The organism is Vibrio nigripulchritudo (assembly GCF_027924785.1).
Lineage (GTDB): Bacteria > Pseudomonadota > Gammaproteobacteria > Enterobacterales > Vibrionaceae > Vibrio > Vibrio nigripulchritudo.
On record NZ_AP027049.1, the window covers coordinates 694,739 to 715,566 of the forward strand.

17 protein-coding genes and 2 tRNA genes are annotated in these 20,828 nt (G+C 44.9%); 14 read left to right on the plus strand and 5 right to left on the minus strand.

The window, feature by feature from the left end; translation table 11 throughout:
* The first annotated feature begins 145 nt into the window (after window positions 1-145).
* On the plus strand, window positions 146-1,228 hold the full coding sequence (locus QMG91_RS03360) for an efflux RND transporter periplasmic adaptor subunit (RefSeq protein ID WP_022602203.1): 1,083 nt from the start codon (window positions 146-148) through the stop codon (window positions 1,226-1,228).
* A gap of 11 nt (window positions 1,229-1,239) precedes the next feature.
* Window positions 1,240-4,374 carry an efflux RND transporter permease subunit gene (locus QMG91_RS03365; protein ID WP_004401937.1) on the plus strand — a complete coding sequence of 1,045 codons (3,135 nt, stop codon included), beginning with the start codon at window positions 1,240-1,242 and terminating at the stop codon, window positions 4,372-4,374.
* Between the two features lie 63 nt (window positions 4,375-4,437).
* On the opposite strand, the gene QMG91_RS03370 is transcribed toward QMG91_RS03365, so the two are convergent.
* Window positions 4,438-5,730, minus strand: coding sequence for a peptidoglycan DD-metalloendopeptidase family protein (locus tag QMG91_RS03370; RefSeq protein WP_281828902.1), 1,293 nt, complete (start codon window positions 5,728-5,730; stop codon window positions 4,438-4,440).
* A gap of 130 nt (window positions 5,731-5,860) precedes the next feature.
* Here QMG91_RS03370 and tyrS point away from each other — a divergent pair, with 130 nt between their 5' ends.
* A complete protein-coding gene (tyrS, locus tag QMG91_RS03375) occupies window positions 5,861-7,048 on the plus strand; it encodes a tyrosine--tRNA ligase (protein ID WP_281828904.1) in 1,188 nt (395 codons plus the stop codon).
* Between the two features lie 58 nt (window positions 7,049-7,106).
* On the opposite strand, the gene QMG91_RS03380 is transcribed toward tyrS, so the two are convergent.
* Entirely contained in the window at window positions 7,107-7,511 is a 405-nt protein-coding gene (locus tag QMG91_RS03380) for a YbaN family protein (protein WP_022589651.1), read from the minus strand.
* A gap of 479 nt (window positions 7,512-7,990) precedes the next feature.
* Between QMG91_RS03380 and QMG91_RS03385 the strand changes: the two genes are divergently transcribed.
* Window positions 7,991-8,818, plus strand: coding sequence for a magnesium transporter (locus QMG91_RS03385; protein ID WP_281828906.1), 828 nt, complete (start codon window positions 7,991-7,993; stop codon window positions 8,816-8,818).
* Here the strand turns inward: QMG91_RS03385 and dacB are convergent.
* Together dacB and QMG91_RS03395 are read right to left on the minus strand one after the other, a co-directional pair.
* Window positions 8,793-10,187, minus strand: coding sequence for a serine-type D-Ala-D-Ala carboxypeptidase (gene dacB / locus QMG91_RS03390; protein WP_281828908.1), 1,395 nt, complete (start codon window positions 10,185-10,187; stop codon window positions 8,793-8,795). The two genes, QMG91_RS03385 and dacB, sit on opposite strands and share 26 nt — an antisense overlap.
* 109 nt (window positions 10,188-10,296) lie before the next feature.
* A complete protein-coding gene (locus QMG91_RS03395) occupies window positions 10,297-11,337 on the minus strand; it encodes a porin (protein ID WP_281828910.1) in 1,041 nt (346 codons plus the stop codon).
* A 531-nt stretch (window positions 11,338-11,868) separates the two neighbouring features.
* Here QMG91_RS03395 and greA point away from each other — a divergent pair.
* Window positions 11,869-12,342 carry a transcription elongation factor GreA gene (greA, locus tag QMG91_RS03400; RefSeq protein ID WP_004401946.1) on the plus strand — a complete coding sequence of 158 codons (474 nt, stop codon included), beginning with the start codon at window positions 11,869-11,871 and terminating at the stop codon, window positions 12,340-12,342.
* 90 nt (window positions 12,343-12,432) lie between these two features.
* Here the strand turns inward: greA and yhbY are convergent, their stop codons facing one another.
* Entirely contained in the window at window positions 12,433-12,729 is a 297-nt protein-coding gene (gene yhbY, locus QMG91_RS03405; RefSeq protein ID WP_004401947.1) for a ribosome assembly RNA-binding protein YhbY, read from the minus strand.
* A gap of 124 nt (window positions 12,730-12,853) precedes the next feature.
* Between yhbY and rlmE the strand changes: the two genes are divergently transcribed.
* From rlmE to nusA, 9 genes are all read left to right on the plus strand, one after another.
* Window positions 12,854-13,483 (plus strand): 23S rRNA (uridine(2552)-2'-O)-methyltransferase RlmE, encoded by a 630-nt coding sequence (gene rlmE, locus QMG91_RS03410; RefSeq protein WP_281828914.1) that lies wholly within the window; start codon window positions 12,854-12,856, stop codon window positions 13,481-13,483.
* Window positions 13,484-13,588: 105 nt separating this feature from the next.
* Entirely contained in the window at window positions 13,589-15,532 is a 1,944-nt protein-coding gene (ftsH, locus tag QMG91_RS03415; RefSeq protein WP_004401949.1) for an ATP-dependent zinc metalloprotease FtsH, read from the plus strand.
* Between the two features lie 57 nt (window positions 15,533-15,589).
* Window positions 15,590-16,420 carry a dihydropteroate synthase gene (folP, locus tag QMG91_RS03420; RefSeq protein WP_281828916.1) on the plus strand — a complete coding sequence of 277 codons (831 nt, stop codon included), beginning with the start codon at window positions 15,590-15,592 and terminating at the stop codon, window positions 16,418-16,420.
* Window positions 16,421-16,435: 15 nt separating this feature from the next.
* Window positions 16,436-17,776, plus strand: coding sequence for a phosphoglucosamine mutase (glmM, locus tag QMG91_RS03425; RefSeq protein ID WP_145975640.1), 1,341 nt, complete (start codon window positions 16,436-16,438; stop codon window positions 17,774-17,776).
* Window positions 17,777-18,046: 270 nt separating this feature from the next.
* The gene (gene secG / locus QMG91_RS03430; RefSeq protein ID WP_004401952.1) at window positions 18,047-18,391 is read left to right on the plus strand and encodes a preprotein translocase subunit SecG; all 345 of its coding nucleotides are present in this window, start codon (window positions 18,047-18,049) and stop codon (window positions 18,389-18,391) included.
* Between the two features lie 9 nt (window positions 18,392-18,400).
* Window positions 18,401-18,484, plus strand: a tRNA-Leu gene (locus tag QMG91_RS03435).
* A 55-nt stretch (window positions 18,485-18,539) separates the two neighbouring features.
* Window positions 18,540-18,616, plus strand: a tRNA-Met gene (locus QMG91_RS03440).
* Between the two features lie 235 nt (window positions 18,617-18,851).
* Complete coding sequence (rimP, locus tag QMG91_RS03445; RefSeq protein ID WP_004401953.1) at window positions 18,852-19,307, plus strand: ribosome maturation factor RimP; 456 nt, start codon at window positions 18,852-18,854, stop codon at window positions 19,305-19,307.
* An 18-nt stretch (window positions 19,308-19,325) separates the two neighbouring features.
* Window positions 19,326-20,813 (plus strand): transcription termination factor NusA, encoded by a 1,488-nt coding sequence (gene nusA / locus QMG91_RS03450; protein WP_281828920.1) that lies wholly within the window; start codon window positions 19,326-19,328, stop codon window positions 20,811-20,813.
* Window positions 20,814-20,828 lie beyond the last annotated feature (15 nt).

Genomic DNA, 20,828 nt, shown 5'->3' on the forward strand with positions numbered 1-20,828 from the left:
TACGCTGTACTGGTTTTCTATACTTTATTAGCATTGTTCCACCTGCTCTTAATCTTGGTTTAAGGTATCTCCGATATAATTCAACTAAGATTGAGCCTTTTGCGTTAGGATGTCGTAAAAGGCAAAAAAATAACAAGGAATTAGTATGCCAATTGCAAGAATTAATGGCTTTTTTTCTCAACGCCCCTGGCTGGTTTCCCTCATACTCGTTACAGTTCTCACCGTTTGGCTTGGTTTAGGAATGCTTCGAGCAGAAGAGAATCCAACTGCTGAAAAAAAAGAAGAGCCAGTGCCACTCGCTAAAGTTGTCGTCAGCAGTTTTAGCGCAGAACCTACCGCAAAAAGCGTCAACCTTTATGGTCGAACCGCTCCCAATCGAGAAGCCACTCTTGGTGCTGAAATCGCAGGTAAAATCATTGCTTTGAAAGTCAGTAAAGGTGATGCCGTTAAAAAAGGGCAGGCTATTGCTCAAATTGATAAGGGTGATCTGGACATCCGGCTTGAGAAAGCCAGAGCCATTCTCTCGGTAAAAGAAAAAGAATTCAAAGCTGCCAACTCATTGAAAAAGCGTGGTCTTCAAGGTGAAGTTGCCTACAGCACTGCTCAGGCTGCTCTAACGGAAGCTCGTGCTGGTGTGAGAAATGCGCAACTGGCACTAAGCAACACTGAAGTCAAAGCCCCTTTCACTGGCGTGATTGAAGACATGATGATTGAAGTGGGTGATTTTGTAGGCATCGGCGACCCTGTTGCGAAGGTGCTCGATTTATCTACTTTGGTGATTGAAGCTGATGTCAGTGAACGTCACGTAGACCAGCTCAAGCTTAATAAAAAAGCCCATGTTCGTCTGGTAACTGGTCAGGAAGTTGAAGGACATCTGCGATACATTTCCAGAGTCTCCTCACCTGCAACCAATACATTTGCTATCGAAGTCGAGATTCCTAATCAAGGGCAGAGAACGTCTGCTGGTGTCAGCGCTGAAGTGGATTTGCAACTCGCTACTCAGCTGGCAATAAAAGTCACTCCAGCCATGCTGGCTTTGGATGAGGCTGGAAATCTGGGTGTTAAGACCGTTCAGGCAGAAGACAAAGTGAAATTTGTTCCTATCCAACTGGTTAAAGCAGAACAGGATGGGGTTTGGTTGACAGGGCTTGGAAAGCAGGTCGAAATCATCACTGTTGGACAAGGATTCGTTCGCGATGGCGACTCCGTAGTCGCCATTCGTCAGTAGGAGACTGAATTATGTACTCCGTGATAGATGCAGCGTTATCTCGCAGCAGGACCATGATCACCTTCCTGATCCTGATTCTTGTTGCTGGCGCTTTGACGTATCAGGCGATTCCAAAAGAATCCAGCCCTGATATTACCATTCCTATTATTTACGTGTCTGTTGGTCACCAAGGTATCTCTCCTGGTGACTCAGAGCGATTGCTTGTTCGCCCGATTGAGCAGGAACTGCGTTCGATTGAAGGCGTGAAGGAGATGAACTCGACGGCGTCTGAAGGGCACGCTTCAGTCATGCTAGAGTTCAATGTTGGTGTGGACTTAAATAAAGCCATGGCTGACGTACGTGAAGCGGTAGATTTGGCAAAACCTAAGCTTCCAGCCGACAGTGACGAACCGACAGTCAACGAAGTGACATTGGCATCTGAGCAGCCAGTTCTATCTGTGGTGCTTTATGGCACAGTGCCAGAGCGAACTATCGTTCAGATTGGTCGCCAGATCCGTGACAAACTTGAAAGCTTCCGACAAGTTCTGGAAGTCGATATTGCTGGTGACCGCGATGATGTCGTGGAAATTATTGTCGACCCACTTCTTATGGAAAGTTACGGTCTGGATCAGGGAGACATTTATAACCTGATTGCTCAGAACAACAAGGTGGTTGCCGCGGGTTTTGTCGATACAGGTTATGGTCGATTCTCGGTTAAAGTCCCTTCAGTTTTTGATTCCTTGAAAGATGTTCTGGAATTACCTGTTAAAGTTGATGGGAAGCAGGTGATTACCTTTGGAGACATTGCTACAGTCAGACGCGCGTTCCGTGATCCGGAAAGTTATGCTCGTTTAGATGGTGAGTCCGCCGTCGTTTTGGATGTGAAAAAACGTGCCGGTGAAAACATCATTGATACCGTTGAACTGGTGAAAACCGTTCTTAGTGAAGCGCAAAAACGCGAGGACTGGCCGTCGAACCTGTTGGTTAAGTACACGTGGGATGAATCCAAAGATGTGAAGATCATGCTTAATGATCTTCAAAATAACATCTTGTCTGCCATTATTTTGGTGGTCATTGTGATCATCGCTATTCTAGGTACCCGTACCGCATTTTTGGTTGGGGTCTCGATTCCTGGTTCTTTCCTAACCGGTCTTTTGGTGTTGGCGATCTTTGGTCTTACCGTCAATATCGTCGTTCTGTTCTCGTTGATCATGGCCGTCGGTATGTTGGTAGATGGGGCAATCGTGGTCACCGAGTTTGCGGATCGCCGGATGCAGGAAGGCGTCCATAAGCGAGAAGCTTACCGAGATGCTGCAAAACGAATGGCGTGGCCCATCACCGCATCTACCGCAACCACATTGGCTGCATTTGCTCCGCTTCTATTCTGGCCAGATGTAACAGGCGAGTTTATGAAGTATCTGCCGCTGACCCTGATCGCAACGCTGTCTGCATCACTTGTTATGGCACTGCTGTTTGTTCCGGTATTAGGTGGGCTGCTTGGTAAGCCACAATTCGTGTCGCCTGCTAAACAAGCTGAGATGGTGGCATTACATGATGGCGACTTTGAAAAAGCGACAGGTTTAACCAAGGCTTACTACAAGACCTTGTCGGTTGCGATAAAGCATCCACTCAAGATACTGTTGTCCGCAATTCTACTGGCGATTGCCGTTGGTTTTGCCTATGGAAAAGCTGGGTTAGGTGCAGAGTTTTTCCCAGAAGTGGATCCTCCTTTCTTTACCGTAAAAGTGCGTTCTCATGGTGATTTGTCTCTTCGTGAGAAAGATACCATCATGCGCGAGGTTGAAGCCGTTGTACTTGGGCACGATGAGTTTAAAAGTGTTTACACCAAAACTGGCGGAAAAGAAGAGATCGGGCAAATTCAAATCACACCAGTTGATTGGCAGTATCGCCGCAAGGTGAAGGTGATTATTGACGAACTGCGCGAAGCGACAGATAAATTTGCTGGCGTGGAGATCGAGTATAAGTTCCCTGACGCAGGTCCCCCTGTTGAAAATGATCTTGTGATTGAAATGTCCTCCCGTATTCCAAGTGGCTTGGATGATGCGGCTAAGATAGTTCGTCACTGGGCAGATTCCTACCCTGCATTTACTAACTTGAACGATACTTCAAGCAAAGAAGGGATCGACTGGCAAATAGACATTCGCCGTGATGATGCCTCACGCTTTGCTGCGGACGCCACCTTGGTGGGTAACACGGTTCAGTTTGTCACTAACGGTCTGAAGATTGGTGATTACTTACCAGATGATGCCAATGAAGAAGTCGACATCTTGGTACGTTTCCCTGAAGACAAGCGTGATATCGGGCGTTTCGATCAACTGAGGGTGAAAACTCAGGCGGGTCTGGTTCCAATTACCAACTTTGCTGAGATCACTCCGAGTCAAAAGCAGGATACGATCAGTCGAATCGACGGTCACCGTATCATCAATATCATGGCAGACATGAAGGAAGGGTATAACCTGACCAACGAATTGCCAGGTATTGAGCAGGCACTGTCTGAGTTGGAACTGCCGGCTGGAGTGGAATACAAAATCCGAGGTCAGAATGAAGAGCAGCAAAACTCTTCTGCTTTCTTACAAAAAGCTTTCCTGATTGCTTTGGCAGTCATGGCTCTGATATTGATCACTCAGTTCAACAGCTTCTATCAGGCGCTACTGATATTGAGTGCGGTTCTGTTCTCAACGGTAGGCGTCTTTGTCGGCTTACTGATATTCCAACGACCTTTCGGTGTCATCATGTCTGGTATCGGTGTGATTGCTCTGGCAGGTATTGTGGTGAACAACAATATCGTATTGATTGATACCTACAATCAATTGAGAAAGCGTGGTCTAGATAAGACAACCGCCATTCTGAGAACCGGTGTTCAGCGTTTGAGACCTGTTATGTTAACAACCGTGACAACCATACTGGGGCTATTACCTATGGTACTGGAGATGAACATCGACCTAATCAATCAGAAGATTGAATTTGGTGCGCCTAGTACTCAATGGTGGTCTCAACTTGCAACGGCAGTTGCGGGTGGACTGGCGTTTGCCACGGTTCTTACATTGGTGCTCACTCCTTGTCTATTGATGCTAGGGCGTGAACCTAAAGAAGTAAGCAGACCTGAGTCTGAACCAGAGTTAGAACTGGTGGACAAAGCTTCTTGATAGCGTTAGTCAGAAACGCAAACGCCAGCCCTTGGGCTGGCGTTTTTTATTGATGTCAGAAAACTAGCTTTCTATTGGCTGCAACAACACTTTGTATTTTTCTAGCTGCTCTAATCTGAGTTTCGAGTTAGCAACAAAGGTTTGCTTGGCTTTTCCTTTTAACGATTTTGCTTCCGGTAGTTTCACTGTTCTTGGGTTTTTATGAACACCGTTAACCAAAAACTCGTAATGCAGGTGAGGACCAGTTACACGACCAGTTCCGCCTAATGTTCCCACTGTTTGCCCCTGTTTTACCCGCTGACCAGTTTTAACAGAGCGCTTTTTCAGGTGAAGGTATTTTGTAATGTAAGTGCTGCTGTGTCTGATGAAAACATAGTTACCGTTGAATTTGTTGTAACCAGCCTTTTCAACAATGCCGTCACCCGCCGCCCAAATTGGTGTCCCAACAGGGGCCACATAGTCGGTGCCTCGGTGCGGTCTGACGCGCCCCGTTACAGGGTGAAGTCGTCTTGGGTTAAAGTTGGAACTCACGTATCGGAAGTTAACAGGGGAGCGCAAGAATGCTTTTTTCATGGCTCGACCATCTTGGTCATAGTAATTACCGGTTTTCTTGTCGCGAATGGCTTTAAAGGTGTCCCCCTGGTTAGTAAAGATAGCGGCTATGATATTGCCACGACCAACCTTTTCACCTTCTACAACCTTTTCTTCGTAAAGAACCTGGAAGTTGTCGCCTTTGCGAATATCCAGAGCGAAGTCGATATCCCAACCAAAGATCCCAGCCAGTTCCATTATCTGATTGGCATTTAATCCTGCTGTGACACCAGCATTCCAAAAGTTAGAGGTAATTTCGGCTTCGGCATAGTTGTATTGAACATTTACCTCTTTCTTTTTCAGTTGAGAGGTATAGCGATCATCTGCACGGGTAATACTGAAGGTTTCGAAGGCATTTAGCTGCCGATTCAAATGAATCAGCTCATTATTTTCGTCAAAGCCGAATTTTAGCGTATCACCGGGTCTTAACCGGGAGAGCTGCTGATTTATTTCTTTGTTGCTACTGATGAGGTTATGCAGCAAACGTGGAGACAATCCGATGCGGTTAAACAGAATTGCAGCACTTTCTCCGGAGCCTACTTTATGTGTTTCCCAGCGAATAAGAGAAAGGGTTTTAGGTTCGTAGCTCGGGCTTAGATTTGTACCATCTATATCAATGGAATAAACCTTTCCAACTTCTAGGGTTTGATCATTGGGTCTGAGCTCTTTGGCGTCTGGAAGAAGAAACACTGCGCCAAACACTATCGCAGAAAAGAAGGCAATCCATACTCGATGCAGCAGAGAAAGACGTGCGAATTTAGACATCGGAATCCATTTATTGGGTTAATGATATAAAAAAGACAATTACTGAGTCTAACTGGTTTCAAAACTGAGCGCTATTCAAGTAAGATGGCGGAATATCAAATTTTTGCCAAATCTGTGGGAGTGAACAAGAATGGCGAGTATTGAAGCAGCACTGGCTGAAATAAAGCGTGGTGTAGAAGAGCTGATTCCTGAAGAAGAATTGATTGAAAAGCTAAAAGAAAGGCGTCCTTTACGCATCAAGCTAGGGGCAGATCCAACTGCGCCGGATATCCACCTTGGTCACACCGTTATTTTTAATAAGCTTCGTACATTCCAGGATCTTGGCCATGAAGTGACTTTCCTTATCGGTGATTTCACTGCGATGGTGGGTGACCCAACGGGCAAAAACAACACGCGTCCTCCATTGAGCCGTGAAGATGTTCTGCGTAACGCAGAAACCTACAAAGAGCAGGTTTTCAAAATTCTTGACCCAGCAAAAACAAAGATCCAGTTTAACTCTGAGTGGTTATCTGAGTTGGGTGCTGAAGGGATGATCCGCTTGGCTTCGAACCAGACGGTTGCACGTATGTTAGAGCGTGACGATTTTAAAAAGCGTTATGCTGGTGGTCAGCCAATTGCGATTCATGAATTTATGTACCCACTTCTTCAAGGTTGGGATTCCGTAGCAATGGAAACTGATGTTGAGCTAGGTGGTACAGATCAGAAATTTAACCTTTTGATGGGGCGTGAACTTCAGAAATCGAGTGGTCAGAAGCCACAGGCTGTGCTGATGATGCCATTGCTTGTTGGTTTAGACGGTGAGAAGAAGATGTCTAAATCCGCCAACAACTACATTGGTATTAGTGAGTCACCAAGTGAAATGTTTGGCAAGATCATGTCCATCTCTGATGATCTGATGTGGAACTACTATGAGCTATTGTCATTCCGTCCACTGGGTGAAATTGAGCAATTTAAGACTGACATTGCTAATGGCAAAAACCCACGTGATGTGAAGATCTTGCTTGCGAAAGAGATCATCGCACGCTTCCATACTGAAGCTGATGCTGATGCAGCCGAGCAAGAGTTCATTAATCGTTTCCAAAAAGGAGCGATGCCTGACGAAATGCCTGAGTTCGAATTCGATGCAGGTCTGCCAATTGCGAACCTCTTAAAAGAAGCAGGTTTGGTAAATTCGACTTCTGATGCCATGCGAATGATTAAGCAGGGCGCAGCGAAAATTGACGGTGAAAAAGTTGCGGGTAACAAGCTGGTACCAGAAGCAGGTACAGCGATTTATCAAGTCGGTAAGCGTAAGTTCGCTCGCGTAACATTAAAATAAGAACAAAAAACCTGGCAAATGCCAGGTTTTTTTATGCCGCTGTTCAGGAGTTCGTGCGTCACTCCGGCACGTAACTCTTGAACCTCAATATAAACCAAGTCTCGAATATCAGCAGGGATATGATCCCGTACTGCCAATGCGTTCCCCACGCTAGAAAATAGAGCACGGCACCCATCGAAAGCCATATCAAAATTAAGGACTGAATTTTCTCAGCTTTGGTCAGCCCCTGCTTATTCTTCAGTCTGTTGGCGATAGGACCTAAGTATTTGTTGTTGAGTAACCAGGTCTGGAATTTTTCCGATGTTGCACCAAAACAGTATAGAGTGACCAGCAAAAACGGAACGGTTGGAAGTAAAGGCACGAATACCCCAACAAAGGCAAGAGCAACAGTTAGCCAGCCTAGTGTGATAAGGAAAATGCGCTTTCCATTTGAAATTGATGTATTGCTTTGCACTTTTTCCATTGGGTTAAGATCAGCCTGAGGTCAGTTAAAGTTACAATCCCTATTATAGGACATTCGCAATAGGGACAGCCATTCTAGATTTGCACTTAATGAGAATCAATATCAATACGGAGTACTATTGATCAATCAGTTATAACAGTCTCATTGAAGTAGATTATATCCTTGATATTGTTTGATTATTTTACTGATAAATTTACTTTTTATTGAGTTTGATACGCAAAACATTGTGCTAGAATTTTTCGGCTACATAAAGCAGCTTTCAGGAGTTTATTTATGAACAATGCCGACCATCCTCCAAGTAGCCAAAGAGAAAAATAACCTTCCGGCATTGAAACATCTAATGTCTTGTCGGAGTGGCAGGGTATTAGCTTCTATATTTTCCTTCTAAATACTCATGAGAACCAGACATCTGAGCTGGCATGGTCGATCACATTTTGCGTTTGGGAAACACAAACGTAAAGCTAATCGGGAGATTCGCTATGACCTTTATTCAAGCCCCACACTTTTCAAATGTAGAAATCAGTACTGCATACGGCGCCTTTCTTCAATACGAACAAGCGCAACAAGTTCATCTGCTTACGGTAATGCCGATAGAGGAGGCTGTTTGCGTGCTGGCAATGTGCCCAATTAGACACGTTCATATCTTATTGCAAAAGTTGGAAGAAAAAGGACACGACTTACGGGCGAGGCACTATGCGGTGCAACTTGGGTTAATCCGCTCGGAAGCAGAGACGACCAAAGGGTATTTAAGCACAGGTGTTTTTGAGCATTTCAGGCAGAGAGTTGGGTGGATATTGGCGTTATCACTGCTTGGCATCGTTTCTGGGCTAATCATTGCGCAGTATGAGGATACATTGAGCCAGCTGGTATTGCTTGCAGTGTACATGCCAGTGATTGCCGCGGCTGGCGGAAACACGGGCTCTCAGGCGGCGACATTAGTGATTCGTGCTTTAGCGACTAATGAACTCAAGAAAAGGCAGTGGCTTAGTGTGATGTGGAAGGAGAGCCGAATTGCTGTAATGTTGGCTGTGGTTGTTGTCGTGGTTATTGCTATGAGAATACTTCTTTTCAACGGTACAGGAAGTGATTCTGATTATGACCTCCATTTGATGGCGATGGCTATTGCCACTGCGCTCTTTATACAAATCACCCTATCGACAACGTTAGGTGGCGTGCTACCGATACTCGCGCGAGTATGCAAATTAGACCCCGCAGTATTAGTCAGCCCAGTGCTCGCCTCAATTGTCGATATTTCTGGTATCTGGATCTATTTTACTGTCGTTAATCACTTTTTAGGGTTGAGTTAACCAAGTCCTTATAGAATTGTTTTTCAAAGTGAAAAATAGGAGCGATGACTTTTGGAGCATCGTCTTTCTTAACAGGGTGATAGTCGGTAATAAATTGAACAAACAGCGATTGAGGTTTGTTGTTTTCATCTAATACAAACCCTGCCATATTATAGCTTCCGTACAGGGAACCGCTTTTCGCTGCAAGTCTGCCTGCAATAGGGGGCTTTCTCATGCTTTGGCGGTATTTCAACGTCCCAGACTGACCGGATATAGGAAGCAACTCGATCAGCCCTAATTTCACATCATACTTCCAGATGTACCTTAAAATCTGTTCCATATCTGAGCTGGTCAGTCGGTTGTTGCGCGACAGCCCAGAACCGTCTTCAAGCTTCGCATGCTCAAGATCGATACCTGCTCGGGTAAATAAGATCTGCTTTATCGCTTCAGTGCCATTAGAAAAGCTACCAGGTTGGTGATAAAAACGTGCGCCAAGCGTTTTAGTGAGGTTGTCAGCGATTAAGTTATCAGACTTTCTCAGCATTATGGTCAGCAGTTCAGGTAAAGGAGCAGACTGGTGAGTCGCAACGATAATGCCTTTTGGTGCAACATTATCTGCGTAAATCTTCCCACTAACCTGAATGTCATTCTCCGCAAGAATACGCTTAATAATTGCCGAAACGTAAAGAGTAGTGTCCTGAACGGCAAATTTTAGGGGTAGTGGCTTGCTTCGCTCTTGCATGCAGCCCGACAGGTGATACTGGTTTCCTTCTGATGTCAGAAGTTCTAAATCACAGCGTTTGGATTTCTGCGCCATTTTACTGAGGCTCAAAGCATCGGTGGTCACTTTAATTGGCTGGTGCGCTGGAACAAATACAGATGTAGCCTGATTTGGCTTGGATGAAACAGAGGCCTGTACACAGTTGTTGTCTAAAGTAATTGCGCTTGCAGGGGCGCTGTAGCAAACCCCCAATATATCCCAAGGCCATCCCACCGCACGTTCATACCCTCTGAATGCACTGTTATCCAATATGACGTTTTCTAACCGATTAATGCCTTGTGCTTTTAGGTTAGTGGTAAGTGCAGTTAGATGGGCGGTTTTCAGCTCAGGATCACCACTAAAGCGAATAACCAGATTCTTTTCCTGTATTTCGAGATGTGTCTCGAAACGAAAATCATCTCCTAATTCCAGCTTGGCTGCCAATGCGGTCGCAATTTTTAATGTGCTGGCTGGCGGGAAAAATTGCTCACTGGCTAAATTGATGGAGTGATTTCCCATACTGTCAGACACTAGCAAAGTGTGTCTTGAACCATAAGGTAACGAGTCTAACGGTGCATAAGCAAAAGAGGGAAAAACCAGAAGAGAAAGCAGAGTGATCAAAGTTCGCATAATATGAGTTCAGAGGTGCATATCGATGTTCAGTGTAGCAAAGAATAGATGAAAAAAAACGCCCACCAGTGGTGAGCGCTTTTTCTATAAAACTTAGCGGAAAGCTAAATTAGAAGTCGTAACGTAGACCTAGAACAGCTTCGTTCTGTGCACCTAGCTTACCAACTTTGTCTGAATCAAGCAGATTGAAGTTGTAAGATACGTATGAACGGAAGTTATCGTTAAAGAAGTAAGTTGCATCAACAGCGATGTTGTCTTTTTCTACTTCTGAATCAGAGTTAGCAGCGTTTGATTTGTTGTTCAAACGGTTGTAAGTCGTAGTGAACTTAGCCTGACCCATAGTGTAAGCCGCTGCTAGTTCGTAACCGTCACCTTTAGAACCGTTGTTCGCACCGTCTTCTTGGTTGTCGATGTTGGTGTAAAGACCTGCTACGTAGAATGCGTCAAATTCGTAAGAAGCACCTAGCATGAACTCTTTAACAGACTTAGTTGCAGACTCGTCTTGAGCTGCGTAAGCCGCAGTTACACGAGCACCAGTTTCACCGATGTTGTAGATACCAGACAGAGCGTAACCGCCGTTGTTGTCTTTCTCCCACGAAGATTTATCTGAGTTTGGTTTTACAGAAGAACCAAATGTGTAGTTTGCACGCGCTTCGAAATCACCGAAAGTACCAGCGTATGCTACAGAGCGATCTGGACGGTCTGCCGCGTTTACTTTAGGTGCTGCAGTGTTACCGTGGTAAGCCATGATATCCGTGAAGTCAGTTACCGCTTGTAGAGAACCTTTAACAGTACCAAAAGTTACTTCACCAAAATTGCCACCGATACCTGCAAATGCGTAGCGATGCTCAATTGAATCATTGTTGGATGTGTGGATATCCTTGTCAAAGTCATTCTTTTCACTGTAAGCTTTGAACTCACCTTCGTAGAAGCCTAGACCGTATAGCTCGTCAGTGATCTCAGTTTTGCCTAGGAAGTTTAGACGTACACGAGATTTGTCTTCTACTTTGTTGTCTTTAAGAGATAGACGCGCTTCAACACGACCACCCATTTCAAGAGAAGCATTGTCGTTTTTCGCGATTTCAGCAGCAGTAGCGCTAGTAGTGCTAGCAGCCGCAGCCACAGCTAGAGCAATCAGTTTTTTGTTCATTGCTTTCTAAGTCCTAATTTTAGTCCGTAAATATAAGCAGATAGGTTATTCCCTGCCCACTTAGGGATGCGTTTGATATCAGCAGCTAACTGCGTGATCTCATTCGCATTTATAAGGTGAGGAAGTTGTACCCCTAAAGTTCAGCTAGCCGTTAGTAAAATGATATAAAATGAAATAGTGAACATTGTTTTTTTAGGTTTTTGATATTGACTCACCCATTAGAAACAATGAGTTAATGATTTTTTTGATTTTTTTCTCAATTATTTTTTTATATTTTTTTATATGAATTATGTTTGGGTGGCGTTTGATTTATAAGTTTGGTGATTGAATTCAATGGATTTAATCGGGCAATTCTAGGAATTGTGACTCCCAACTTTTGAAAGACGTGACCTCGTGAAAAAGTTTGATTACACTAAATTGAAATGTGAACCAATTTGCCCCGCCTCCAACTCACTTGATGAGCAGGAGTGGGGTTTTGTTGTCTGAGGATGCTGGTGAAATGAATCAGCCAGTTATCTGTAGAGGTATAAAATGGAAAAAGTTCCAATGACTGCTCAAGGTGAGCAGAAGTTACGTGAAGAATTGGAAACGTTGATGAAGCGTCGTCCATTGATTTCTGAAGCGATTGCAGAAGCTCGTGAGCTTGGTGATTTAAAAGAAAACGCAGAATACCATGCCGCTCGTGAAGAGCAGGGGATTTGCGAAGCGCAGATTCGTGATATTGAATACAAGCTTTCTGTTGCTCAGGTTATCGATGTAACCAAAATGGAAAATACGGGCAAAGTAATTTTTGGTACTACAGTCACCTTGATTGATGTGGATACTGACCAAGAGAGCACGTACCAAATTGTAGGTGATGACGAGGCCGACATTAAAGCGGGTAAAATTTCAGTAAGCTCGCCTATTGCTCGTGGTCTAATTGGCAAGATGGAAGGCGATGAAGTTACTATTACCACACCTGGTGGCATCAAAGATTACGACATCGAAAAAGTTGAGTATATTTAAGACTTACTCACCTTGAGATCAAAAAAGGTCGCTCCAGCGACCTTTTTTGATGGAAGTAAACGAGTACTTCAAATGAGTAAGAGAGAGTTCTTACTTACGAGGAATCTCAATCTTACGCTCCTCAGACTGGCGATAAAGAACCAACATCTTACCGATAGTTTGTACTTTTTCTGCCTTCGTTTCACGTACGATAGCGTCAATAATCAGGTTCTTTGTTTCTCTGTCTTCTGAAGCTACTTTCACTTTGATCAGCTCGTGGTGATCCAGTGCCAGTTCAATTTCAGCCAGTACTGCTTCGGTCAATCCATTGGCGCCCATAAGTACCACAGGTTTCAATCTGTGAGCCAGGCCTTTCAAATACTGCTTTTGTTTGGTGCTTAGGTTCATTGTGCGCCCAATTTTGTTTACTATAAGGGTTGAAAACCGCCATTTTAACGCCATCTATCCCAGAAGACTATAATTTCTACCATACTTCACTTGGTAGAAGGTCATTCAAGCAATTAGGAATCGAATGAGTAAACAGAAACACTCAGCCAGCTCTGGTCGCTGGTTGAAAGAGCACTTCGATGATAAATATGTCAATGAAGCAAAGAAGAAAGGCTACCGTTCACGTGCTATCTTCAAAATTGAAGAGATTCAAGAAAAAGATAAGTTACTGAAACCTGGAATGACCGTAGTAGACCTTGGCGCTGCACCTGGTGGTTGGTCTCAATACGCTGCGAAATTCGTAAGAGAAGAAGGGCAAGTCATCGCTTGTGACATTTTACCTATGGATTCGATCGCGGGAGTGGCGTTTCTGCAAGGTGATTTTCGAGAAGATGCGGTACTTGAAGCACTTCTAGAACGAATTCAGCCAGATATGGTTGATGTAGTGATGTCAGATATGGCACCAAACATGGCCGGCAACCAGTCCGTTGACCAGCCAAGAGCGATGTATCTGGTTGAACTGGCATTGGATATGTGTCGACAAGTTCTAGCTCCTAATGGTAGTTTCGTGGTTAAGGTATTCCAGGGCGAAGGCTTTGATCAATACGTTAAAGATGTACGAGACATGTTTAAGACCGTAAAAATAAGAAAGCCAGACTCTTCCAGAGCACGTTCTCGGGAAGTCTATATTGTAGCGACTGGTTACAAAGGCTAGCTTACGTTTACAAAGAGCAATTTAACACTATAGCTACAGCGTATAAACTGTAGTACCCTACCTTTAATTACAATTAGTTATCGAGAGGCTGACACCTTGAGTGACATGGCAAAAAATTTAATTTTGTGGCTAGTAATCGCCGTAGTCTTGATGTCGGTATTCCAGAGTTTTGGACCGGGAGAAAACAGCGGCAGAACAGTGGATTACACCACATTTGTACAGGAAGTTGGCCAAGGCCAGATTCGAGAAGCTCAATTTAAAGACAGAGAAATCACGTATTACCGTCGTGACAACACTCGTTATGTAACATACATGCCTGTGTATGACAGCAAGCTACTTGATGATCTGATCAACAAGAACGTTAAAGTCGTTGGTACACCACCTGAAGAGCAAAGCCTGCTTGGCACTATCTTCATTTCCTGGTTCCCAATGATCTTACTGATTGGTGTATGGATTTTCTTCATGCGTCAAATGCAAGGCGGTGGCGGTAAAGGCGCCATGTCTTTCGGTAAGAGTAAAGCTCGTATGATGAGCGAAGAGCAAATCAAAACGACGTTTGCTGACGTTGCAGGTTGTGACGAAGCAAAAGAAGACGTTAAAGAGCTGGTGGATTACCTTCGCGATCCAAGTCGATTCCAAAAGCTGGGTGGTAAAATTCCAACCGGTGTATTGATGGTGGGTCCACCTGGTACTGGTAAAACGTTACTTGCTAAAGCGATTGCTGGTGAAGCAAAAGTACCTTTCTTTACTATTTCAGGTTCTGATTTCGTAGAAATGTTCGTGGGTGTTGGTGCATCTCGTGTACGTGACATGTTCGAACAAGCGAAAAAAGCCGCACCTTGTATCATCTTCATTGATGAAATTGATGCAGTAGGTCGTCAGCGTGGTGCTGGTGTAGGTGGTGGTCACGATGAGCGTGAGCAGACTCTTAACCAAATGCTGGTTGAAATGGATGGCTTCGAAGGTAACGAAGGTATCATCGTTATCGCTGCGACTAACCGCCCAGACGTACTAGACCCAGCGCTTCTTCGTCCTGGTCGTTTTGACCGTCAGGTTGTTGTTGGTCTTCCAGATGTTCGTGGTCGTGAGCAAATTCTTAAAGTTCACATGCGTAAAGTTCCGCTTGCTGGTGACGTAGAGCCATCTTTGATTGCTCGTGGTACACCTGGTTTCTCTGGTGCTGATCTGGCAAACCTTGTTAACGAAGCGGCTCTGTTTGCTGCTCGTGGTAACAAGCGCAACGTTTCCATGGTTGAGTTTGAACTGGCGAAAGACAAAATCATGATGGGTGCAGAGCGCCGCTCAATGGTGATGTCGGAAGATATCAAAGAATCAACGGCATACCACGAAGCGGGTCACGCTATTGTTGGTCGCTTGGTTCCAGAGCATGATCCTGTTTACAAGGTATCTATCATTCCACGTGGTCGTGCGCTGGGTGTGACGATGTACTTGCCTGAAAACGATCGTGTGAGTATGTCTCGTCAGCATCTTGAGTCAATGATCTCCAGTCTCTACGGTGGTCGTCTGGCTGAAGAACTTATCTACGGTTCAGAACATGTATCTACGGGGGCATCAAATGATATCGAACGTGCAACCGATATTGCTCGTAAGATGGTGACCCAATGGGGCTTCTCTGAAAAACTTGGTCCTCTTCTGTATGCAGAAGACGAAGGTGAAGTGTTCCTTGGTCGTAGCGTAACGCAAACCAAGCACGTTTCTGATGACACCGCTAAGTTAATTGATGACGAAGTTCGTAGCATCATTGACCGCAACTACGATCGTGCAAGAGAAATCCTAGAAGCAAACATGGATATCATGCACACGATGAAAGATGCGTTGATGAAATATGAGACCATCGATGCGGGTCAAATTGATGACCTGATGGAGCGTAAAGAAGACGTTCGTGAGCCAGCTGGCTGGGGCGATCAGACTCGTGCTCAAGAAGAGTCAAACAACGCAAAAAATGCACAACCAAAAACAGAAGAGAAAGATTCAGACGATAAGCCGTCAGTATCTTCTGATGATGGCGCAGACAAAAACGTTGAATAAAATCAGTTAAATTCAAACCCCGAGGAAACTCGGGGTTTTTCTATTTCTAGCAGCATCATGTTTTTACATTCAAATAAAAAAACACTCAGCCTATCTACTCCTCAGGTCATGGGGATCCTCAATGTCACGCCTGATTCATTCTCTGATGGTGGAAAGTTCAATCGTATTGACCATGCTTTAGAGCAAGCGCACTCAATGATTCAGGCTGGTGCCCGCATCATTGATATCGGCGGTGAATCAACACGACCGGGGGCTCCAGAAGTATCTCTTCAAGAAGAGCTCAACCGAGTCATCCCTGTCATAACCGCATTACGCGCCAAATCAGACGTATGGATTTCAATTGATACCAGTAAAGCTGAAGTGATGAAACAGGCCGTCGAGGCAGGGGCAGATATCATTAATGATGTTCGAGCTCTACAAGAGCCGGGTGCCATTGAAGTTGCCGCAGGTGCGGGTGTTCCTGTATGTCTGATGCATATGCAAGGTCAGCCAAGAACAATGCAAAGCAACCCTAAGTATCAGGATGTTTTACTTGAGGTTGGCGAATTTTTGAATGAGCGTGTTACCGCTTGTGAAAAAGCCGGAATTAAAAAAGAACAACTGATTCTCGATCCTGGCTTTGGTTTTGGCAAAACCTTAGCGCACAATTATCATTTGCTGGCGAACTTGGAAAAATTCCACCAGTTTGGCATGCCACTACTTGCTGGAATGTCCCGTAAATCGATGATTTTTAAACTGCTGGAGAAGCAACCCGCTGAATGTGTTGTCGGCAGCGTTACCTGCGCCAGTATTGCGGCTTTAAAAGGAGCACAGATCATACGTGTACATGATGTGCCTGAAACCGTTGAAGCCATGAAAATTATTAATAAAATTTGCGAAAATCAATAACAATTACTAGGAAACATTATGTCTAAGAGACGTTATTTTGGTACCGATGGTGTACGTGGAAAAGTTGGACAGTACCCTATCACTCCCGATTTTGTGTTAAAGCTTGGCTGGGCTGCTGGACGTGTACTTGCTAAACAAGGTACAAAGAAAGTCATTATTGGTAAAGACACCCGTATCTCTGGGTACATGCTGGAATCAGCTCTTGAGGCAGGCTTGGCTGCTGCTGGCTTGAAAGCTACCTTTACTGGACCAATGCCTACACCTGCCGTCGCATACCTTACGCAAACTTTTCGTGCGGAAGCGGGAATTGTGATTTCAGCATCGCATAACCCTTACTATGACAACGGCATTAAGTTCTTCTCTTCAGAGGGCACAAAACTTCCTGACGATATTGAACTTGCTATCGAAGCCGAACTTGATAAGGACATCGAGTGCGTAGAGTCTGCGCAGCTTGGTAAAGCATCTCGACTTAACGATGCAGCTGGTCGATATATTGAGTTCTGTAAGAGCACTTTTCCTAACGAGCTAAGCCTTGCTGGAATGAAGATCGTTGTCGATTGTGCGCACGGCGCAACATACCACATTGCTCCTAGCGTATTTAAAGAGTTGGGTGCTGACGTTATCGCTATGGGTGTGGAACCAAATGGCACGAACATCAACGATGAAGTCGGTGCGACTGATGTTCGAGCGCTGCAAAAGCGCGTTGTAGAAGAGCAAGCAAACCTAGGCTTGGCCTTTGATGGCGACGGCGATCGCATCATCATGGTTGACGAGCTTGGCAACAAAGTAGATGGCGACCAAATTGCCTACATCATTGCTCGAGATGCGCTGCGTCGCGGTGAACTGAAAGGTGGTGTAGTCGGCACTCTGATGACCAACCTAGGTATGGAGAATGGGCTAAAGCAATTAGGTATCCCATTTGTACGTGCAGCAGTTGGTGATCGTTATGTTATGGAACAACTGCTTGAAAAAGGCTGGAAGATCGGTGCTGAAAACTCCGGTCATGTCATCCTATTGGATAAAGTTACAACCGGTGATGCTATTGTTGCAGCTCTTCAGGTTCTGGCTTCTGTTGTTGGCAGCGAGATGTCATTGAACGAACTGTCGCAAGGAATGACACTCTATCCACAGGTGCTTGAAAATGTTCGATTTAGCGGTGATTCGAACCCGCTCGACGCTCAGGCTGTAAAGGATGCAGTGGCAATTGTTGAAAGCAAACTTGGCGAAAAAGGTCGAGTACTCTTAAGAAAATCAGGTACCGAACCTCTGCTACGTGTAATGGTTGAAGGTGAAGATGCTGAGTTGGTTCAGCAATCTGCGCTTGATATAGCTGAAGCAGTAAAAGCAAACTGCTGAGTATAATAACGGGGAGCAAAGCGTGTTGCTTTGCTCTTTATATAGTGGGTTATTTGTCTAAATGTATTGAAAGGTGCTTTTTTTAGCGCTTTGCTAATATTTTGACCACTTAACCCCTAAGCTTTACAATTTAGTGAATTTTTACTTGTCAGCGTTATAGGCATTCGATAGTATTGCTCCGCCTTCGAAAGGGAGGTGCGCTAGCCTTGTCTCTGTAACCCGGTTCAGTACGACGGCGCTGGCTCAACAATTTGGAACATAGGTGGAAGAATGTTTACAGTTCTACTTGTGATTTACCTGTTGGCAGCGATTGGTGTTATTGGCCTAGTGTTGATTCAACAAGGTAAAGGCGCAGATATGGGAGCTTCGTTCGGAGCTGGTGCTTCAAACACAGTGTTTGGCGCGAGTGGCTCAGGAAATTTCCTAACCCGAACAACTGCAATTTTTGCAATCGTATTTTTTATCGTTAGCTTGGTTCTTGGTCGTATGTCTACAAACAGCGGCGAAACAGAAAGCATTCTAGCGAACCCAAGTCAGGCTGCATCAACTATTGAGCAACCGGCTGATGTAACGAGTGAAATTCCTGCCGGAAACGGCGACGAAATTCCTCAATAAAGAATTTATGCCGAGATGGTGAAATTGGTAGACACGCTAGCATGAGGTGCTAGTGCCTTAGGTGTGAGGGTTCGAGTCCCTCTCTCGGCACCATGATTCTACAAACTTGTAAAATACTGCCTTGGGCGTATAATGCTCAGCAGTCGGACGCGGGGTGGAGCAGCTTGGTAGCTCGTCGGGCTCATAACCCGAAGGTCGTCGGTTCAAATCCGGCCCCCGCAACCAAATTTCACATGAATAGGTAGTGAATTTAGGTTGCAAGTTTGTGCGGTATAACCTAACCGCAAGCTGAACAAAATAATGTTCAGTTATATCAGGGTCCAGCAACAAAAACCCCGACTAATCGGGGTTTTTTGTTATTTGTATTTTGTGTTGTGCAAAATATGAGTAATGTTCGGGCTATTTGATAGGGCTATTAGCCCTTTTTTTGTTTCTAGAGTGGTTATCTAAAGGTGAGATCATGACGGGTTTAGAAAGACAACTGACTGAAATGCTAGATGCGCCAGTGGCTGCTTCTGGTTATGAGTTAGTTGGATTGGAGTTCATCCGTGCAGGTGAGCATTCAACATTGCGTATTTACATCGATCACGAGAATGGCATCAATGTCGATGACTGTGCAGAAGTAAGTCATCAGGTAAGTGCGGTATTGGATGTTGAAGATCCAATCTCTGTTGCCTACAACCTAGAAGTATCTTCGCCTGGATTAGAGCGACCACTGTTTAAAGCAGAACACTATCAACAGTTTATTGGTCACGAGGTCAGCCTTGTCTTGAAAATGGCTATGGGCAACCGTCGTAAATGGAAGGGTGTGATTGAGGGCGTAGAAGGCGAAACGATCACAATCACAGTGGATGGTGCGAAAGAAGAGTTTGCTCTAAGCAACATTTCCAAAGCTAACCTGATCCCTAAGTTTTAAGTCTTAAGAGGCTAGAGAATGAACAGAGAAATTTTAGCGGTAGTAGAAGCTGTTTCTAACGAAAAGGCGGTTCCTCGTGAGCGTATTTTTGAAGCGCTGGAAATCGCGTTAGCCACAGCTACTAAAAAGAAATACGAAATCGAAATCGATGTTCGTGTTGCGATCGATCGCAAAACAGGTGATTTCGACACTTACCGCCGCTGGTTGGTTGTAGAAGAAGTAGAAAGCCCAACAAAAGAAATTTCACTAGAAGCTGCACAATACGATGATGAAGAAATCGAATTAGGTGGCTTTATCGAAGACGATATCGAATCCGTCACTTTTGACCGAATCACTACACAAACCGCTAAGCAAGTTATCGTACAGAAAGTACGTGAAGCTGAGCGTGCGCAAATCGTTGAGCAATTCATTGACAACGAAGGTGATCTAATCACTGGTGCAGTTAAAAAAGTAAACCGCGACACCGTCGTATTGGATCTTGGTAATAACGCTGAAGCTGTGATTCTACGTGACGACCAACTTCCTCGTGAAAACTTCCGCCCAGGTGACCGTGTACGTGGTCTTCTTTACAAAGTGGCGCCGGAAGCACGTGGTTTCCAATTGTTTGTCACTCGTTCTAAGCCAGAAATGTTGTCTGAGCTATTCCGAGTGGAAGTGCCAGAAATTGCAGAAGAGTTAATTGAGCTAAAAGGCGCAGCGCGCGATCCTGGCTCACGTGCAAAAATCGCAGTGAAAACTAACGACAAACGTATCGACCCTGTTGGTGCTTGTGTTGGTATGCGTGGTGCACGTGTTCAGGCTGTATCTGGCGAATTAGGTGGTGAGCGAATCGATATCGTACTGTGGGACGACAACCCTGCTCAATTCGTTATCAACGCAATGGCTCCTGCTGATGTGGCTTCCATCATTGTTGATGAAGATGCACATGCAATGGACATTGCGGTTGAAGCCGATAACCTTGCACAAGCTATCGGTCGTAACGGTCAGAACGTACGTCTGGCTTCTCAACTAACAGGTTGGGAACTGAACGTAATGACAGTTGCAGATCTAGAGAAGAAGCATCAGGAAGAATCTGGTGTGGCTATCGAAAACTTCATGAAGTACCTGGACATCGAGCAGGACTTTGCAGAACTTCTGGTTGAAGAAGGTTTCTCAACGCTTGAAGAAGTGGCGTATGTTCCAGTTAACGAACTGCTTGAAGTTGACGGTCTGAACGAAGAAATCGTAGAAGAGCTTCGTCAGCGTGCGAAAGATGCATTGACGACCATTGCATTGGCACAAGAAGAATCATTTGACGGTCTGGAGCCAGCAGAAGACCTGCTAGCACTTGAAGGTCTGGAACGCGAAATGGCGTTCAAACTCGCAGCTAAAGGTGTAGTTACACTCGAAGACCTCGCTGACCAAGGCACTGATGAAATAGAAGGCATTGAAGGTTTAACAGAAGAGCGTGCTGGTGAGCTAATCATGGCTGCACGTAACATCTGTTGGTTTGGCGACGAAGAATAATTTCAGCAAGGAGGA

What these genes read in the sequence shown, in the direction of transcription:
- QMG91_RS03360 (WP_022602203.1), top strand. Translation starts at nt 146, where the DNA reads ATGCCAATTGCAAGAATTAATGGCTTTTTTTCTCAACGCCCCTGGCTG.
- QMG91_RS03365 (WP_004401937.1), top strand. Translation starts at nt 1,240, where the DNA reads ATGTACTCCGTGATAGATGCAGCGTTATCTCGCAGCAGGACCATGATC.
- QMG91_RS03370 (WP_281828902.1), bottom strand. Translation starts at nt 5,730, where the DNA reads ATGTCTAAATTCGCACGTCTTTCTCTGCTGCATCGAGTATGGATTGCC.
- tyrS (WP_281828904.1), top strand. Translation starts at nt 5,861, where the DNA reads ATGGCGAGTATTGAAGCAGCACTGGCTGAAATAAAGCGTGGTGTAGAA.
- QMG91_RS03380 (WP_022589651.1), bottom strand. Translation starts at nt 7,511, where the DNA reads ATGGAAAAAGTGCAAAGCAATACATCAATTTCAAATGGAAAGCGCATT.
- QMG91_RS03385 (WP_281828906.1), top strand. Translation starts at nt 7,991, where the DNA reads ATGACCTTTATTCAAGCCCCACACTTTTCAAATGTAGAAATCAGTACT.
- dacB (WP_281828908.1), bottom strand. Translation starts at nt 10,187, where the DNA reads ATGCGAACTTTGATCACTCTGCTTTCTCTTCTGGTTTTTCCCTCTTTT.
- QMG91_RS03395 (WP_281828910.1), bottom strand. Translation starts at nt 11,337, where the DNA reads ATGAACAAAAAACTGATTGCTCTAGCTGTGGCTGCGGCTGCTAGCACT.
- greA (WP_004401946.1), top strand. Translation starts at nt 11,869, where the DNA reads ATGGAAAAAGTTCCAATGACTGCTCAAGGTGAGCAGAAGTTACGTGAA.
- yhbY (WP_004401947.1), bottom strand. Translation starts at nt 12,729, where the DNA reads ATGAACCTAAGCACCAAACAAAAGCAGTATTTGAAAGGCCTGGCTCAC.
- rlmE (WP_281828914.1), top strand. Translation starts at nt 12,854, where the DNA reads ATGAGTAAACAGAAACACTCAGCCAGCTCTGGTCGCTGGTTGAAAGAG.
- ftsH (WP_004401949.1), top strand. Translation starts at nt 13,589, where the DNA reads ATGGCAAAAAATTTAATTTTGTGGCTAGTAATCGCCGTAGTCTTGATG.
- folP (WP_281828916.1), top strand. Translation starts at nt 15,590, where the DNA reads ATGTTTTTACATTCAAATAAAAAAACACTCAGCCTATCTACTCCTCAG.
- secG (WP_004401952.1), top strand. Translation starts at nt 18,047, where the DNA reads ATGTTTACAGTTCTACTTGTGATTTACCTGTTGGCAGCGATTGGTGTT.
- rimP (WP_004401953.1), top strand. Translation starts at nt 18,852, where the DNA reads ATGACGGGTTTAGAAAGACAACTGACTGAAATGCTAGATGCGCCAGTG.
- nusA (WP_281828920.1), top strand. Translation starts at nt 19,326, where the DNA reads ATGAACAGAGAAATTTTAGCGGTAGTAGAAGCTGTTTCTAACGAAAAG.